13 protein-coding genes are annotated in these 14,643 nt (G+C 49.0%); 9 read left to right on the top strand and 4 right to left on the bottom strand.

What is annotated here, in order from left to right; translation table 11 throughout:
- Positions 1–27: 27 nt before the first annotated feature.
- The 4 genes from tnpB to FHS18_RS00065 all read right to left on the bottom strand — a co-directional run bounded on the left by tnpB (position 28) and on the right by FHS18_RS00065 (position 4,808).
- Positions 28–1,116 (bottom strand): IS200/IS605 family element RNA-guided endonuclease TnpB, encoded by a 1,089-nt coding sequence (gene tnpB / locus FHS18_RS00080; protein ID WP_183595722.1) that lies wholly within the window; start codon positions 1,114–1,116, stop codon positions 28–30.
- A 166-nt stretch (positions 1,117–1,282) separates the two neighbouring features.
- Positions 1,283–2,173, bottom strand: a complete 891-nt coding sequence (locus FHS18_RS00075; protein ID WP_183595721.1) for a carbohydrate ABC transporter permease — start codon at positions 2,171–2,173, stop codon at positions 1,283–1,285.
- Positions 2,174–2,185: 12 nt separating this feature from the next.
- A complete protein-coding gene (locus FHS18_RS00070) occupies positions 2,186–3,076 on the bottom strand; it encodes an ABC transporter permease (RefSeq protein WP_183595720.1) in 891 nt (296 codons plus the stop codon).
- Positions 3,077–3,149: 73 nt separating this feature from the next.
- Positions 3,150–4,808 (bottom strand): type 2 periplasmic-binding domain-containing protein, encoded by a 1,659-nt coding sequence (locus FHS18_RS00065; RefSeq protein WP_183595719.1) that lies wholly within the window; start codon positions 4,806–4,808, stop codon positions 3,150–3,152.
- Between the two features lie 299 nt (positions 4,809–5,107).
- Here FHS18_RS00065 and FHS18_RS00060 point away from each other — a divergent pair, with 299 nt between their 5' ends.
- The 9 genes from FHS18_RS00060 (at position 5,108) to FHS18_RS00020 (ending at position 14,638) form a co-directional block, all read left to right on the top strand.
- The gene (locus tag FHS18_RS00060) at positions 5,108–5,677 is read left to right on the top strand and encodes an SF0329 family protein (RefSeq protein ID WP_183595718.1); all 570 of its coding nucleotides are present in this window, start codon (positions 5,108–5,110) and stop codon (positions 5,675–5,677) included.
- A 113-nt stretch (positions 5,678–5,790) separates the two neighbouring features.
- Positions 5,791–5,952, top strand: a complete 162-nt coding sequence (locus FHS18_RS00055) for a hypothetical protein (protein ID WP_183595717.1) — start codon at positions 5,791–5,793, stop codon at positions 5,950–5,952.
- 162 nt (positions 5,953–6,114) lie between these two features.
- Positions 6,115–7,386, top strand: coding sequence for a phytoene desaturase family protein (locus FHS18_RS00050; protein ID WP_183595716.1), 1,272 nt, complete (start codon positions 6,115–6,117; stop codon positions 7,384–7,386).
- 41 nt (positions 7,387–7,427) lie between these two features.
- The gene (locus FHS18_RS00045) at positions 7,428–8,009 is read left to right on the top strand and encodes a TetR/AcrR family transcriptional regulator (protein ID WP_183595715.1); all 582 of its coding nucleotides are present in this window, start codon (positions 7,428–7,430) and stop codon (positions 8,007–8,009) included.
- 744 nt (positions 8,010–8,753) lie between these two features.
- Positions 8,754–9,473 carry a thioesterase II family protein gene (locus FHS18_RS00040; protein WP_246427378.1) on the top strand — a complete coding sequence of 240 codons (720 nt, stop codon included), beginning with the start codon at positions 8,754–8,756 and terminating at the stop codon, positions 9,471–9,473.
- Positions 9,474–9,554: 81 nt separating this feature from the next.
- A complete protein-coding gene (locus FHS18_RS00035; RefSeq protein ID WP_246427417.1) occupies positions 9,555–11,348 on the top strand; it encodes an ABC transporter ATP-binding protein in 1,794 nt (597 codons plus the stop codon).
- A complete protein-coding gene (locus FHS18_RS00030; RefSeq protein ID WP_183595712.1) occupies positions 11,345–13,186 on the top strand; it encodes an ABC transporter ATP-binding protein in 1,842 nt (613 codons plus the stop codon). The genes FHS18_RS00035 and FHS18_RS00030 overlap by 4 nt, the downstream gene beginning before the upstream one ends.
- Positions 13,187–13,358: 172 nt before the next feature.
- The gene (locus tag FHS18_RS00025) at positions 13,359–13,652 is read left to right on the top strand and encodes an acyl carrier protein (protein ID WP_183595711.1); all 294 of its coding nucleotides are present in this window, start codon (positions 13,359–13,361) and stop codon (positions 13,650–13,652) included.
- Positions 13,652–14,638, top strand: coding sequence for a TauD/TfdA family dioxygenase (locus FHS18_RS00020; protein WP_183595710.1), 987 nt, complete (start codon positions 13,652–13,654; stop codon positions 14,636–14,638). The genes FHS18_RS00025 and FHS18_RS00020 overlap by 1 nt, the downstream gene beginning before the upstream one ends.
- Positions 14,639–14,643 lie beyond the last annotated feature (5 nt).

The raw sequence follows: 14,643 nt of genomic DNA, 5'->3' as shown, positions 1-14,643 counted from the left end.
GGTTCCCACAACTGGTTGAGCCAGCGGCTAAACAGCGACTCGCTTTATATTTTGAGCGGCATTGTCGTCCCGATCATGGCACGTCCCGCATGATGGACAGCTCCACCGCCGTATCGATAGCCGTTTGACCTCCGGATTCACAAAGCCGCACACATGGCAGGTTTGGCTCGTCGGTGCGAAGGTGTCCGCAAACTTCAAGGTGCGGCCATACCATTTCGCTTTATAGGTAAGCTGGCGTTCAAACTCACCCCAGGACGCATCGGCGATCGATTTGGCAAGCTTGGTGTTTTGGAGCATGCTCGCCACATCTAAGCTTTCCATGCTGATCGTTTGGTTTTCGCGAATCAGCTTGGTTGTTAGCTGGTGCAAGAAGTTCTCGCGGATGTTGGCGATCTTCTCGTAGATGCGAGCGACGTTCACCTTGGCTTTATGCCAATTCGATCCTCCCTTGGTCCGGCGGCTCATGCGGCGTTGCCAGAAGGCTAACTTCTTTTCATAGCGGCGAAATGCCCTCGGGCTTTCCACGCGCAGTCCGTCTGAGCAGACGGCAAATTCCTTTAAGCCCAAGTCAATGCCGATATGCTTCGTTGCGGCAGGCAGCGGCTCTTGCTCCACTTCACAAAGGATGGAGACGAAATACTTGCCTGAGGCATTACGCCGTATCGTTGCTGAAAGGATGCGACCTTCGCATGCCCTGGAATTGGCAAAGCGCAGCCAGCCCAGCTTGGGGAGCTTGACCTCATGGCCACGGATGGCGATATTGCCGTTCGTATGTTTAGCCGTGTAGCTCTGCACCGGGTTGCGGCGGCTTTTGAAACGCGGAGCACGGCTTTTGTTCTTGAAGAACCGATCAAAGCTGTCTGCAAGATGGCGTGCTGCAGATTGAAGTGCCGTACTGTCCACTTCTTCCAGCCATGGCAAGGCGGTTTTTAATACAGGCAGTTGTGTAGCACATTTGTTGTACGACAACCCTTTGCCTGTTTCCACATAGGTTGTATTCCACTTGTCCAGGAAGTGATTGAAAACAAAACGGCAGCAGCCCAGCGTTTTTTGTATGAGCAGCTGCTGTTCATGGTTAGGGTAGATGCGATACTTGTACGCCTTTTTCACCAACATGCCTAAACCTCCTTGCTAAGGATGGATAGGAATATTATAGCACATACGTTCGTATTATGAACAAAAAAGAATGCGATTCATCCCCCGCTTAGCAAGTGCTTGAAGTGGGGGTATTCTCGCTAGGGCTAGATAAAAGGCCTGCAGCCTACGCTGCAAGCCTTTTGACTTACCCTTTTACACTGCCGAGTACCAAGCCTTTGGTGAAGTATTTCTGCAGGAACGGATAGACGAGAAGGATCGGAATCGCACCTAGGAACATTTGTGCGGCGCGTCCTGTTCTGGCATTCATCATCGACAGCAGCTGCGTGTAGTCGGTCCCCGACTTCAGCATGATTTGCTCGAAGCTTAACAGCAGGGTTTGCAAGTAGCTTTGCAGCGGATAATTCGCCGGATCGTTCATGTAGATAATGCCGTCGAACCACGAGTTCCAATGACCGACGATACTGAACAGACCGACTGTCGCGAGTGCGGGCTTCAGGAGCGGGAGCATAATGCGGAACAGGATCTGCATCGGGCCTGCGCCGTCAATAATCGCCGATTCCTCGATTTCCTCCGGCAACCCTCTGATGAAATTCATGAGAATCACCATGCTGAATACAGGAAGGGCTCCGGGCAGGATCAGCGACCAGATGGAATCGATCAGCCCCATCTTGACCACGACGAGGTAGGTCGGAATCAACCCGCCATTGAATAACATCGTAATAATGAAAAAGCCCATGTAGTAATTGCGGCCCATCAGCTTTTGCGCCGACTTGGAGAGCGGGTAAGCGGTTAGCACCATGAGAATCAGATTGACGGTTGTACCGAGCACGACGCGTTTAACGGCTACCCAGAGGGAGGTGTAAAATTCTCCCCCCGTTAACGCGAACTCATAAGCCTTCGTCGTAAAATCAACGGGCCAGAACGCGACATTGCCGGCGGATACAGCCGCGCTGCCGCTAAAGGAAACGGCCAACATGTTGATGAAAGGCAAGATACAGAGCAGGGATGTAAGAATCAAAATCGAAAAGTTAAGGATATGGAACAAGCTTCTTCCTATGCTTTTGTCGTAGACCATGACTACGCCTCCTTAGAAGATACGATAGCCGGCTACCTTGTAGGCCAATAAATAGGACAGGGCAACCAGTACGGTGGAGATAACGGACTTGAACAATCCGACGGCGGTGGCAATGGAATATTGCGCCTGTTGAATCCCGAGACGGTAAACATAAGTATCGATGATATCGCCTGTCTGATACACGACGGGAGAGTAGAGGTTATAAATTTGATCAAAACCTGCGTTGAGCACGTTGCCGAGCGATAGAACGGACATTAGAACGATCGTCGGCATCAGGAGCGGCAAGGTGATATAGATCGTTTGCTTCCACCTTTTGGCGCCATCGATCACCGCCGCCTCGTAAAGTCCCGGATCGATGCTGGTCAGGGCGGCTAAGTAAACGACCGTGCCGAAGCCGAAGCCCTTCCAGATATCGCTTACGATCATGGTCCATGGGAAGATAGAGGGGTTGCCAAGGAAGGAGATCGGCTCCATTCCGAATAGGCCCAGAAACGTGTTGAGGATGCCGTCGGAGCTCAGAATGTCAAGCAGGATGCCGGCCATGATTACCCAGGAAAGGAAATTCGGTATGTATACAAGTGTTTGAAAAGCGCGCTTGACTGCTGAATGCGCAACTTCGTTTAACAGGAGGGCGAATATAACGGGTACGATAATGCCGCCGATAATCTTAAAGGCGGACATGTACAGCGTATTCCAGATCGTCCTCACGAAGTTCGGTTGACTGAACACGTGCGAGAAGTTGTCCCATCCGACCCAGGGTGAGTTGAAGCCGAGGCCCGGATTATATTTTTGGAATGCAATGACAAGCCCGTAAAAAGGGATATAGCTAAAGATGAAAACCAATACGATGCTCGGTAACAGCATGAGATGGTATGGGCTCTGCTGCCTCAATTTTCTCAGCATTCATAATCCTCCGTTCTTGGTCTTTATTAAATAAGGGGGGCGAGAATGCCTCGTCCCCCTTAACAAGAAACCGTTATTTGCCGTAGACCTCGTTGACGGCCTCGGCGGCCGTATCACCGCCGGCTGTCCGCCAATTCTGGACGATCGTATCGAAGTAGTCGATGCTTTCGGTGCCCATGATGATCTTCGTGAAGCCTTCGGTCAGGATGTCATCCAACGTTGTGCCGTAGCTGGCCATCACTTCGGGCGTTGCTCCCCACAGCGCTGTCTTGATGTAGTTCCTGCTGTCGAGTACTTTTTTCGCTAGGCCGTAGGCGGTCTTGGGCGCGCCTTGCTGCAAGTAATCGCCGGCAGCTCCCGGTGTCGCTTTATCGATGAATGCAACGCTATTGTTATACTTCTGCCACATCCCCGCAGTCGTCAGACCGGCGGTGTCCTTGGACTGCAGGGCTGCCGATACGGCCTCGTATTGCTCGTAGTCGGAGTTTGGATTGAGTACGCGGAAAGCGCCGACCACGTGCGCAATGTCGTTGTCCAGCAAGGCGGATAGCGTTTCCTCGGATTCTTTGCCCACGCCTTCGTCTACGATGTAGGCATAGTCGTTCAGAATTTTGATGATCGCCTCGGGGTTCTTAAATCCCTTCTTGATAACCGTGTAACTGCCGTTCGCGAAGAAGATGGAATGTTTGGCTTCCTTGCCGTCGACCGTAGGAATCATATACGGGTAGAAAATGGCGTCTTTGCCTAGATTCGATACGGTATCGACACCGGGGTTGTATCCCCACCACTGGTAGTAAGGCTGCACGCCGACCTTGCCGGCTACGACATCGGCGTTCATGGCGCTAAAGTCTTTGATGGCAAACTCCGGATCGATGATTCCCTGCTTATACCAGTCCGCCCATTCGGCCAATGCGGCCTTCATCTCAGGCTGGGTGGAGCCGTACACCAGCTTGCCGCTGCCATCCTCGATCCACATATCCGGATGAGCATTCCACGCGATGGCGAGCAGGTTCAGATAATCCAACGTCTGGTCGACCGCGATGCCGTAACCGCCGTGCTTATCCATGAATGTCAGGGCGATATTCTTGATATCGTCGACCGATTGCGGGTCTGCTAGGCCAAGTTCTTGCTTCCAGTCCTCCCGGATCCAGAGGAAGTCGGGCTGTTCGATCAATCCCCAGTGGAGTTGCGGGATCCCGAATAGCTTTCCGTCCTTTTTACCAGACTCGTAGCTGTCCGCATCGGCTTCCATATAGCCTTTGAGACGTTCCGATGCATAGGTATCGAATACGGTCGTAAGGTCCATTACCATATCGGCTTCAATGAGCTGCTGTAATTGGGAAGCATTGACCTTGAACACGTCCGGAAGATTGTTCGACGAAATAGCCAGATTCAGTTTCGTGTCATACTCGTCGCTGACCCAGTCTGTTTTGACATCGATATTCAATTTCTCTTTGTACCGTCTGATCCAGACATTGTTCGTAATATCATCGCCCTCCGGGTATTTCGCCGAAGCGTATTCAGACGTCACGGTATGGATGGTTACGGGTTCTTTATAGGCGCTGAATGCTGGATTGGACGGGTCAACTTCATTCGATGCTGCCACGTCGTTGGTGTTAGTGCCCGTATTTGACGCCTCATGCTGTGAGTTACCGTTGCTGTTGCTGCAGGCTGCCAGTAAGGCGGCCGACACGCATAACGACAGAATTACGGTTGTGGCTTTCTTTGCCATACTCTTTCCCCCATTGGCTTCATATTCATAGCGACTTGCTCTAAAAACAGTGTAAACGAGCCGCTATCAAAGGGATATAAAAGTTATTGACGAGAAGCCGCAACTTTTTTACTTTCCGATGGGAAGGAAGGAACGGAGAATCGGGGAACGTGCACTTATTTTACTTTGTCTTTTTCTATTTTGACTTCCTTGCGCTGCGACAATAGGGATAAGCCGTACTTAGTAGGATTGAAGGATTAGTTATTGTATGATAGAGAGACGCTTGAATAAGTACGCCGTATGGAACATTGGAGGATGACATGTCCTGGAGCAAAGTGAAGCAGCAACTGGAGAGTTTTCTTAGTCCTGCCCTATTGGGAAGGTTCGAATACCGGGCAACCGGCTACCGTTATTTACCCGACAAAGCGGGTCTTTGTTATATTGCTGTAGATAAAAAGAACGTATTCAATATGCGTGATGTAACAACATCGATCAGATGGTACCAGACGGAGCAGGAAATAAAGAGTGATCCGCATCTCGAAATTCCGATCACGAAGGAAGAGATCGAAGCGGTCAGACAAGAGACCAAGGGGCTCGTTCCGGAGGAACGTCTACACGTCATTGCAAGAGGCAGGAAAATATCCGAACTGGCCAAGGAGCTATTGTCCGCGCAAGCTTCATTAAGTAAATCAAACTTTATTGTTGAAGCGAATCAGTTTCTGTCCCTGCCGATTGAAGAAAGCCTGGAGAGCAAAGAGATCTTATTTAATATTCTGGCGTTGGTTGACCGACGAGTGGGCAAGAAACGAATCTTGAACATGAGCGAGAAGATAAAGGTCAAGCATCCGATCGTACAGTATGTTTATGAATTACGGCTGAGTACGCTCTAGTCAGAGTAAACCGAACAAGAACGACTTGCCTTGAGAAATATCCCCTGTATGGGGGATTGTATCGATAAGGGGAACTCACTACGCTTATAGCAAACCTGCAAGGAGGTGCTCTAATGTCCGAACAGCAAAAAACTACCGAAACGGAACCCAAAGCCGAGAAACAAGAGATAGAATTGATGGATATCCCGCAAGAACTATCAGCATCCAACCAAGAGGAGATTCAAGGCGGCGGTTCAACATCGCGTACCAGATATTCTAGCCGTGGTCGCATATGATCGTATGATTCTTCTTTTCGCACCCGTCCGGGTGTTTTTTTTGTTTTCTGGGGTCAGCGGAACGAGTCTGTTTTCCAACATGATCCATTTGTTATTGCGTAAAGAGGATTCCAGTGGTAAAGTTAGACTAAACGGTTAGTCTAATTCTGGGAGGGTGATCGTATGAAGAAAGTGGGTATTGTAGGAGCGGGTCTTGGCGGATTAGTAACGGCGGCATTGTTAGCGAAGAGAGGGAACCAAGTTGTTGTGATGGAACGCGCGCCGATTCCGGGCGGCAGAAGCCATGTCGTGTCAAAGAATGGTTTTACGATGAGTTATGGCGCCCATGCGGTATTGGCCCCCAAACAGGAACCGATGCGTTCCATCATTCGCGAACTTGAACTGCCGATGGAGTATAGGAAAGCGAGTTTGGCCAAATTCAAGCTCTTGAAGGAAGGCAAAGTCATCTCCAGCCCGCTTGGTTTCGGTGCGCTGACCTCTCCCGCGATTTCGGGTCTATTCAATCATGTGAAATGTTTGAAGCAATTTTACGAGATGGTCAAGCAAGCACCGACTTTTCCGGAGAGCCTGACCGTAGGCCAATGGATCAGGGATAACATAAGTAACCCCGAGATCGCCAAAGTTCTGTCCGCATACGCATCGTTATCGGTCTACGACGGCGCACTCGACTTGTATTCGATGAACCGTTTCGTTGAATTAACGGCCCGTGAATATGAGAAGAACGAACCTTTAAGCTATATGGGATATGACATCCTGTTGAGAGAACTGCAAAAAGCGATCACGAACAATGGGGGCACTATTCAATTCGGCAAACCGGTATCGGATCTTATCGTCGAAGCTGACCGAGTGAAAGGCGTCGTATGCGCGGGTGAACGGATTGAATTCGATGAAGTGGTGCTGAACGTTCCGCCGAAAGAGTTAGGTAAGCTTCTAAGCTATCCATCCCTTGCCGATGAGTTCGGCGAATATGTCAATCAAACGGCTCACTATGTGTACATTTATGATCTCATGCTTTCCAAGAGGATTCGCGGGGATATCGGTAATTTGCTCGATTTGGATGGAGGCTTCTACATTAATGATTACGGCATCAACAATCCTTCGGCCGCACCCGCCGGCGGACAATTAATCAACGGCCTGAAATTTCTAACCGAACAAGAGCAGCAAGACGACAGCCATGCGAAGGGGTCACAAGCCGCTTTCGAAGCGTTGCTCCATCGGGTATACCCGGGATGGGAGCAGTACGTGGTTCACAAACGGATGATTAACAGAGCTATGGTGGGCGGGATAGCCAGAAGAACGACCGCAAAACTGTTGCCGCTGCAAAGTCGTACCGTACGGGGATTATACCTGGTTGGAGATGCAACGGTAGGGTCGGGAGCGCTGGGCATGCCTTGCTATGATAGCGCGAGGAAAGTAGCGGATATGATATCATAGACGAAGGTGGAATGAAGTTTTTTTGACGGAGGAACCATTGCATGAGTCAGGGAAAAGAAAAAATTCTGCAAACCGCACTGCAGGAGTTTGCGGAGAAAGGGTTCGATGGGGCCAGAATCGATTATATCTCCAAAATGGCCGGCGTTAACAAAGCGCTGATCTATTATCACTTTAAGAGTAAAGAAGAGTTATTCACGGCGGTCATTAACGACTTATTCGAACAAGCGACCTCCGGTTCCATTGAACTTAAAGGTCCATCCATTCAGGAAAACTTGATCCAAGTCATGGAACATTTTATTGATTTTCTTCATCATAACCCGTATTTTGTGAAAATCATGGATCAAAGCGTTGCGCAGGATCGAGACATCTTTCAGCAGCTTCATCATCAAAATTTCTTTTTCGAGACGGTGATGGGCATGTATCAGCTTGGCGTTCAGACGGGCGAATGCAGGAAGGTCGATCATCCTGAAGATTTCGTTGTCAGCTTGCTCGGTGCGGTTTATTTTTATTTCTCTCATCACAAGGCGATTCGGAAGTTTTACGGGACGATCTCCGAAGAGGAAGTCATCTCGATCCGCAAAAAAACGATGAGGGATATGATCTCGAGGTTGGTTTTTTCGTGATCGGCATGAAAACATGGACTGAAGAAAGCAAATCCGCACAGGATTTGCTTTCTTTTTTTTGATGGACGGTATGAAGCGTCACAGAAGCGTATATCCGCCATCCACATAGAATGTGCTGCCCGTCGTGAACGTGATCGTCTTCAGATACCTTACGCAAAACCTTGTGACCTTTGAATGTTCAATGTTTTTGTTAAGGTAAAAACGTGAACATGAGCAAGGTTATGCAATTAAGTTCATATTGGTAGGATAAGATACATATTCCTGTGTGGATGGATACGATTACGTACATAATCTTTAGTCCGAGCGAATAAAAGATAGGATGTTTAGGTGAATTTCCCCTCAGAGTAGAACTTCGAGCTTCCCGAAATGGTGTCTTTGGTAGGGGTGTAGTCCTATGTGTTAATAAATATATTAATATATTGACATCACAGTTAATGTATTTTATCATAAAAAAAGTGTAAGAAATTTGATATAAAAGGAGAGATTGTGAATGAATTTGTAGCACTGAATAGTCGGATAGACTTACTTCAAATGAGGATATTGGAGGCCTAAAGCGGAATTTTTAGTGGACAATGGATGTCCCAGGAACCATTGCGGTTATGGATGACTACCCAGAAGCCGAATCAAGCTTATGACTTTTTATATTATTTGTAAGCGTTATTATTGACGGCATTTATATTAACCAGCTTCCTAGTTACCGTGGAGCGATTGATTCCGCCTTGAGTTTATGTTAACGAAGAGGTGATGTTATTGATACCTAAGGCTCTGCTGTTCTGTATTCCTCATGCAGGTGGCTCAGCTAGCGTCTATCAGCCATGGAGTAGAATTAGCCATTCGCTCGAGGTCGTCCCGCTCGAATTGGCAGGACATGGATCGAGGATGAGTAATCCTTTCTATAGCGATTTCGATGAAGCAAGACAGAATGTTATCGAAATGATGACGGCACGATTGACTGACGAGCCGTTTATCGTTTTCGGACACAGCATGGGCGGGTTATTGGCCTATGAGGCGACCCGAGTCATCGAAGAGAAATTTTCCAGATCGGCCAATATGCTTATTATCTCTGCCCACGAACCCCCCCATCTTAGAGTTCCTCTAAACCTGCACGAATTATCGGATCTAGCGTTCATTGAAGAACTGATTCAAATCGGCGGAATGCCGGATGAACTTCTTGCAGAACCATTACTTCTAGAAATGTTTCTTCCCATCATACGACACGACTTCAAATTACTCGCATCCTACAAACCTTCGAAGACCATTCACTCTGTATCATGTCCCGTTCATGTCCTTTCGGGAAATGACGATAAGACGATCGACCCGGCCAATCTATTGGATTGGAGAAGATACACAACAGACGAGTTTAGAATGAAGACGCTTACAGGAGGCCATTTCTTTATACGAGAGCAAGCCTCCGCAATAGTCCGTTATGTTGAGGCTAATAGGAGACTGAGGCAATCCGTATAGCATTCAGGAGAACGATTAGCTGTTCTATGATTTGATATCCTTATAACCATCCGTCGAAAGGAAGGTAGAGGTCGGTTGAGCATGCATGAAGAGGAGCACCGTTACTCGCCTTACCGCGTGATTGTGCGCTTGCTTCGTTTGGGCAAGCCATATCTTGTGCTCTACATCCTAATAGCAGTTGCAATTCTGGTAGAAGTGGGATTGTCTATTGCTTACGCAAATACATTTCAATTAATTGTCTCCGGAGTGGTAAGTGACGAATATCCCGCACTAGTCAGATCCATTCTCATCATGTCGGTGATCGTCGTAAGCATGTCGGCCGTGTTCATGGCCAGAGGCTACTTGGGCGCAAGACTGGATAATGATTCTAGGTTGAAGCTTCAAGACGAAATGCTTCGCAAGGTTTCCCGCGTTCGGTTGGATAGCTTAGATAAGCTGCATACGAGCGATAAGATCGCAAGAATCTTGGAATCGGCTAGTATCGCCCAGGCGGGGATTAATAACAGGCTGATCGGATTTATCGCGGATGCGGCCAAAGTCGTCGCTCTCCTAGTTTATTTAAGTTCACTAAGCGCGAGGCTGACCGCCGGCAGTATTATCGTGTCAGCGCTTATTCCGCTCATGCTGCTGCCGATATCGAGATACAGCCGAAGATGGTTCGACCAGCAGAATCGGCTGTCTGCCGAAAAGGACGGCATTGTTCAGGAAGCGGTACAAGGCGGCGAAGTCGTTCGCAGCTATCGGCTCCAGAAGGACATGAATGAGAGGTTCGCTAACAAGGTCAGCGAATTTGTCAGAGTTCGGTTGAGAACGCTTTCTATTGAATCGTTTACCGGTTCCCTTACTGCCATCGTCCCCTTTTTGTCCGTTGTCTATATTCTTGGTTATGGAGGCTTGCTTGTTAGCCGGAACGAAATGGAGGTAGGCGCGGTAGCGGCCTTCCTGGCTGCCAGTAATTTGCTTACCGGACCCATATATAACCTGTTCGGCACCTGGAACGCACTGCAGTGGTCGATTTCCCAGGCCAAGCGTGTATTTGAATTAATGGATTTGCCCGAAGAGCCAAGCGGTAGCGGGGTAGCTGAAGAGCCGAAGCATGACGGAGTTAACTTGGAATCGGCGGGTTTTCGGATGGAGAAGGTCGTTTTCCGTTATTCGGATGAAGATCTCGACGTGGTAAGAGGTGTCAGCCTTTCCCTTGAGGAAGGCCGGATAGCTGCGATTGTAGGCCCGAGCGGGTCCGGCAAATCGACCATGCTCAAATTATTCATGAAAGATTATGAGCCGAGCTCCGGCCGTATTTGGTGGAACGGGATCGACTGCAGTCTAATGGATAACAAGCAGTGGCGGAAAAAGCTTGCGCTTGTTTCGCAGACGCCCTTTCTGTTTCACGGGACGGTCTATGACAACATCCATTATGGGAACCGGGAAGCATCCGAACTAGAGGTCATCGAAGCGGCGAAAATGGCTAATATCCACGACGTAATCATGAGGCTGCCCGATGGTTACCACACGCGAATTGGCGAGCGAGGTGCGACTCTTTCCGGCGGGGAGCGCCAACGTATTACGATTGCTCGCGCATTCTTGCGCAACCCGGACATTCTGCTTCTCGATGAGCCGACGTCGGCGCTGGATAATGAGAATCAGGCTGCCATTCAGCAAGCGATAAACCGTCTCATGAAAGGCAAGACATGCGTCATTGTCGCTCACCGTCTATCGACCATCATACATGCCGATAAGATCATCTTCATGAAGGATGGCGCGGTTGTGGAAGCGGGTACCCATGAGGAGCTTATGCTTCTGGGCGGGCATTACTATGAGATGTACCAGATGAATCGTACCAACGAACAATCAGAATGGGAGGTAGCTACTTGAGCCAAGTCTCCCGTGTTTCGAAGAGCCGGTTACAGCGTCGGATGAACGATGACCTAACGCGTTTTTTCCAAGTGATGGGGTATGCCAAGAAATATAGGTGGGCGCTCGCGATCGGCCTGCTGCTCGTTTCCGTTGAAATATTCTTCGAACTGTATGTCGCTAATGCGCAGAAAATATTCATCGACAATACGAATGAAAAAAATGCCGATGCGATCACGCAATTTGTGCAGCAATCTCTGCTCGTGATCGCAGCAGTTATTGTATTGTTGGCAGCGCAGCTGATGTTGAAAGGGTTGATCCAGCAGTTCATTAATCGGGATATGTCTGTGCATCTGCTCGGACGCATCAATGCGCTTCCGCTCAAACGGCTGCAATCGATGCATTCCGCGGACTGGGTGTCCAGAGTTGCGCGCGATGTTCCGGAGTCCGCTTCGATTAGCCTGGCATTGTTCGATTTAAGCAGGGATATTCTGCTGATCTTGTTTAGCTTCATCTATTTGAGCAGCTACAATATTTATTTGGCTGCTGTGGCGCTGCTTAGCGGACCGCTTATTTTTATGATCGGTCGATTGTTTGACGGCAAGATCAGAACGCTGTCGGAAGGGATACAAAAGCGCGAAGCGGATGTGCGAGAGACCCTGCAGGAATATTTTCAAGGGACAGCCGTTATTCGCTCCTATGGGCTGAGCAGTTTGTTCGAGCAGGAATTCCACGAGAAACGACGGCTCCAGAACAAGGATTTGCTTAAGCGAGAGATGATTACTACCTCCATGTACCAGCTGATGGACTTTATTATTAATGGGATTATTATCTTTGTCATTTATTTCGTTTGTTTGGCTGTGCTGCGTGGAGAGCTGACGGTGGGCACGGTACTTGCTTTCCTTTATTTGCTGATTCGGATTCAGGTTCCATTCTCCAATATATCCAGGACGCTAAGCCATGTACAACAGGGCTTGGGGGCTTCGGACCGCGTTCAAGCCGTCATGTGCATGGAAGAAGAACCATCTGCTAAGGCAATGACAGACGGATTGGCGAAACCTTCGACTGGTTATGAGGCGAATCGGGAAGAAGCAGCGCTACGTCTGGAGGATATTTCATTTTGCTATCGATCCGGGGAGGGGCACGAAACAGCTGTTCTCCATCATATTCGATTCGCTATCCGCCTGAACGAAACGGTTGCTATTGTCGGTATGAGCGGCTCGGGGAAATCAACGCTTGCGAAAATTTGCAGCGGGCTGCTGGAACCAGACAGCGGGTCAATCTATGCACACGGCAAGCAGGTAACGGGCAGACTGGACAATTTACGGTCAACGATTGGCTACGTGCCACAATCCTCGTTCATGTTTAGCGGTAGCATCCGCGATAATATTACCATCGGCTTGCCTGGCATTACGGAGGAACAGCTGAACAACGCATTAACGATAGCGGGCGCGCATTTCTTTATTGATAAGCTGCCTAATGGTGTCGAGACGCAGCTAAGTGAAGCCAGTTCGAAGCTGTCCGGAGGCGAGATTCAGCGACTGGCCATAGCTAGAGCCGTACTGAGGGAAACCCCTATACTCATCCTCGACGAATCCACTTCTGCGGTGGATAACGAGATGGAACGTTACCTGGAAAATTCGCTTCGCTTACTTGCCAATGACAGAGCGTTGATTATCATCGCACACCGCATGAGTACGGTTAGGCATGCAGACCGGATCATCGTCATGGATCAAGGCAAGATCCTTGCTACCGGAACGCACGAACACCTGCTTCGCGCATGCGAGCTATATGCCAAGCTTTGTCGCAATGATATTGGAAGCCAGGATGACAATCTCGCTGTCAGCCAACAAGTGTAGCTCATGGCGATCGCAAGTGGTAGTAGCGATATGCATGGCAATCAGAGCAAAAGTCTGAAAGGAGGGGATGAACGTCCAGCGTAGCCTCTCTGGACATCGCGTTGTCGCATGTTGCTGCCTGTTGCTGTAATCACATCACATCTATCATAACCGGAAGGGAGCTCTATATTTGATGGAGAAACAACAGATTATACAAATCATTAAGGAAAAGATCATACCTAACCGACTCCGAAGCGAAGGCTTGGAGCCATCGGACATCGGGGATGACGATTTGATCTCGGAACGTATCTCGCTTGATTCGATCGATGAGTTCGAGATGATCATGGGGATTGAAGATGAGTTCGGCATAGACTTGGGCTCCATGGACCAAGTTGAGCTTCATGAACAATTCCGTACGATGGCGAGCTTGGCGAATCTCGTAGAAGGACAATTGGCATTGCAACTGACGAAAGTGGGGGAGAACTAATGACGATGAATGTAAGTGGTATGGAACCAACCTTATCCAATGCTGCGAGGACACTGCCCGTTATCATTTCGTCCGATAACACGGAAGATATCATTGCATACGCTCAACGTAATCGAAGCAAGATCGAGTCGCATCTTCTTCATGAAGGCGGCATTCTCTTCAGAGGGTTCCCTGTTGATTCGATCGAGAAATTCGAGGAGTTCACGGCTGTATTTTCCGAAAAACTGGAAGCATATAATGAACGTTCTACGCCTCGCAGCGAGGTGCAGGGGAAAGTATACACGTCCACGGAATATCCGAGCGACCAGCACATTCCGATGCATAACGAGAATTCATATTCCCATCAATGGCCCCGGTTAATCTGGTTCCACTGCGTAACCAATGCCGAGGTCGGGGGCGAGACGCCGATTGCCGACTCCAGGGTCATCTACAATCATCTTGATCCTGCGATTATCGCGAGATTCAGAGAGAAAAAAGTTATGTACGTCCGTAATCTCGGCGGTAAAATCGACCTCCCATGGCAGACGGTGTTCCAGTCTGACGATAAAGCCTATGTAGAAGCGTATTGCGCCAAGGCTGGGCTGCAGCTGGAGTGGCTGGGAGAAGACCGCGTTCGGACCAAAGCGGTAAGGGAAGCGGTTGCCAGACATCCGGAAACGGGCGAGATGCTGTGGTTCAATCAGGCTCATTTATTCCATTATACGAGTCTGCCCGAAGATATCCGCGACTTTATGCTTAGCTATCTGAAAGAAGAAAATTTGCCGCGAAATGTCTTCTACGGCGACGGTTCACCCATTGAAGAGTCGATCTTGGACGAAATTCGGAAGGTATACGATCAGCACACGGTAAAATTACCGTGGCAAGAAGGCGATGTTATGATGCTGGACAATATGCTGATCGGACATGCCAGAGAGCCATATAAAGGGAAGCGTAAGATCGTCGTCGCCATGGCTAATGTATATAACAACTACGGCTTGGATCGTTAAAGCTG

Origin of the sequence: Paenibacillus phyllosphaerae (assembly GCF_014192105.1) — a bacterium.
GTDB lineage: Bacteria > Bacillota > Bacilli > Paenibacillales > Paenibacillaceae > Paenibacillus_Z > Paenibacillus_Z phyllosphaerae.
This window is presented reverse-complemented; position numbering and strand designations above follow the sequence as displayed.

Coding starts and splice junctions, on each gene's coding strand:
- FHS18_RS00075 (WP_183595721.1), bottom strand. CDS start 2,173: ATGGTCTACGACAAAAGCATAGGAAGAAGCTTGTTCCATATCCTTAAC.
- FHS18_RS00055 (WP_183595717.1), top strand. CDS start 5,791: ATGTCCGAACAGCAAAAAACTACCGAAACGGAACCCAAAGCCGAGAAA.
- FHS18_RS00025 (WP_183595711.1), top strand. CDS start 13,359: ATGGAGAAACAACAGATTATACAAATCATTAAGGAAAAGATCATACCT.
- tnpB (WP_183595722.1), bottom strand. CDS start 1,116: ATGTTGGTGAAAAAGGCGTACAAGTATCGCATCTACCCTAACCATGAA.
- FHS18_RS00045 (WP_183595715.1), top strand. CDS start 7,428: ATGAGTCAGGGAAAAGAAAAAATTCTGCAAACCGCACTGCAGGAGTTT.
- FHS18_RS00035 (WP_246427417.1), top strand. CDS start 9,555: ATGCATGAAGAGGAGCACCGTTACTCGCCTTACCGCGTGATTGTGCGC.
- FHS18_RS00040 (WP_246427378.1), top strand. CDS start 8,754: ATGTTATTGATACCTAAGGCTCTGCTGTTCTGTATTCCTCATGCAGGT.
- FHS18_RS00060 (WP_183595718.1), top strand. CDS start 5,108: ATGTCCTGGAGCAAAGTGAAGCAGCAACTGGAGAGTTTTCTTAGTCCT.
- FHS18_RS00050 (WP_183595716.1), top strand. CDS start 6,115: ATGAAGAAAGTGGGTATTGTAGGAGCGGGTCTTGGCGGATTAGTAACG.
- FHS18_RS00065 (WP_183595719.1), bottom strand. CDS start 4,808: ATGGCAAAGAAAGCCACAACCGTAATTCTGTCGTTATGCGTGTCGGCC.
- FHS18_RS00020 (WP_183595710.1), top strand. CDS start 13,652: ATGACGATGAATGTAAGTGGTATGGAACCAACCTTATCCAATGCTGCG.
- FHS18_RS00070 (WP_183595720.1), bottom strand. CDS start 3,076: ATGCTGAGAAAATTGAGGCAGCAGAGCCCATACCATCTCATGCTGTTA.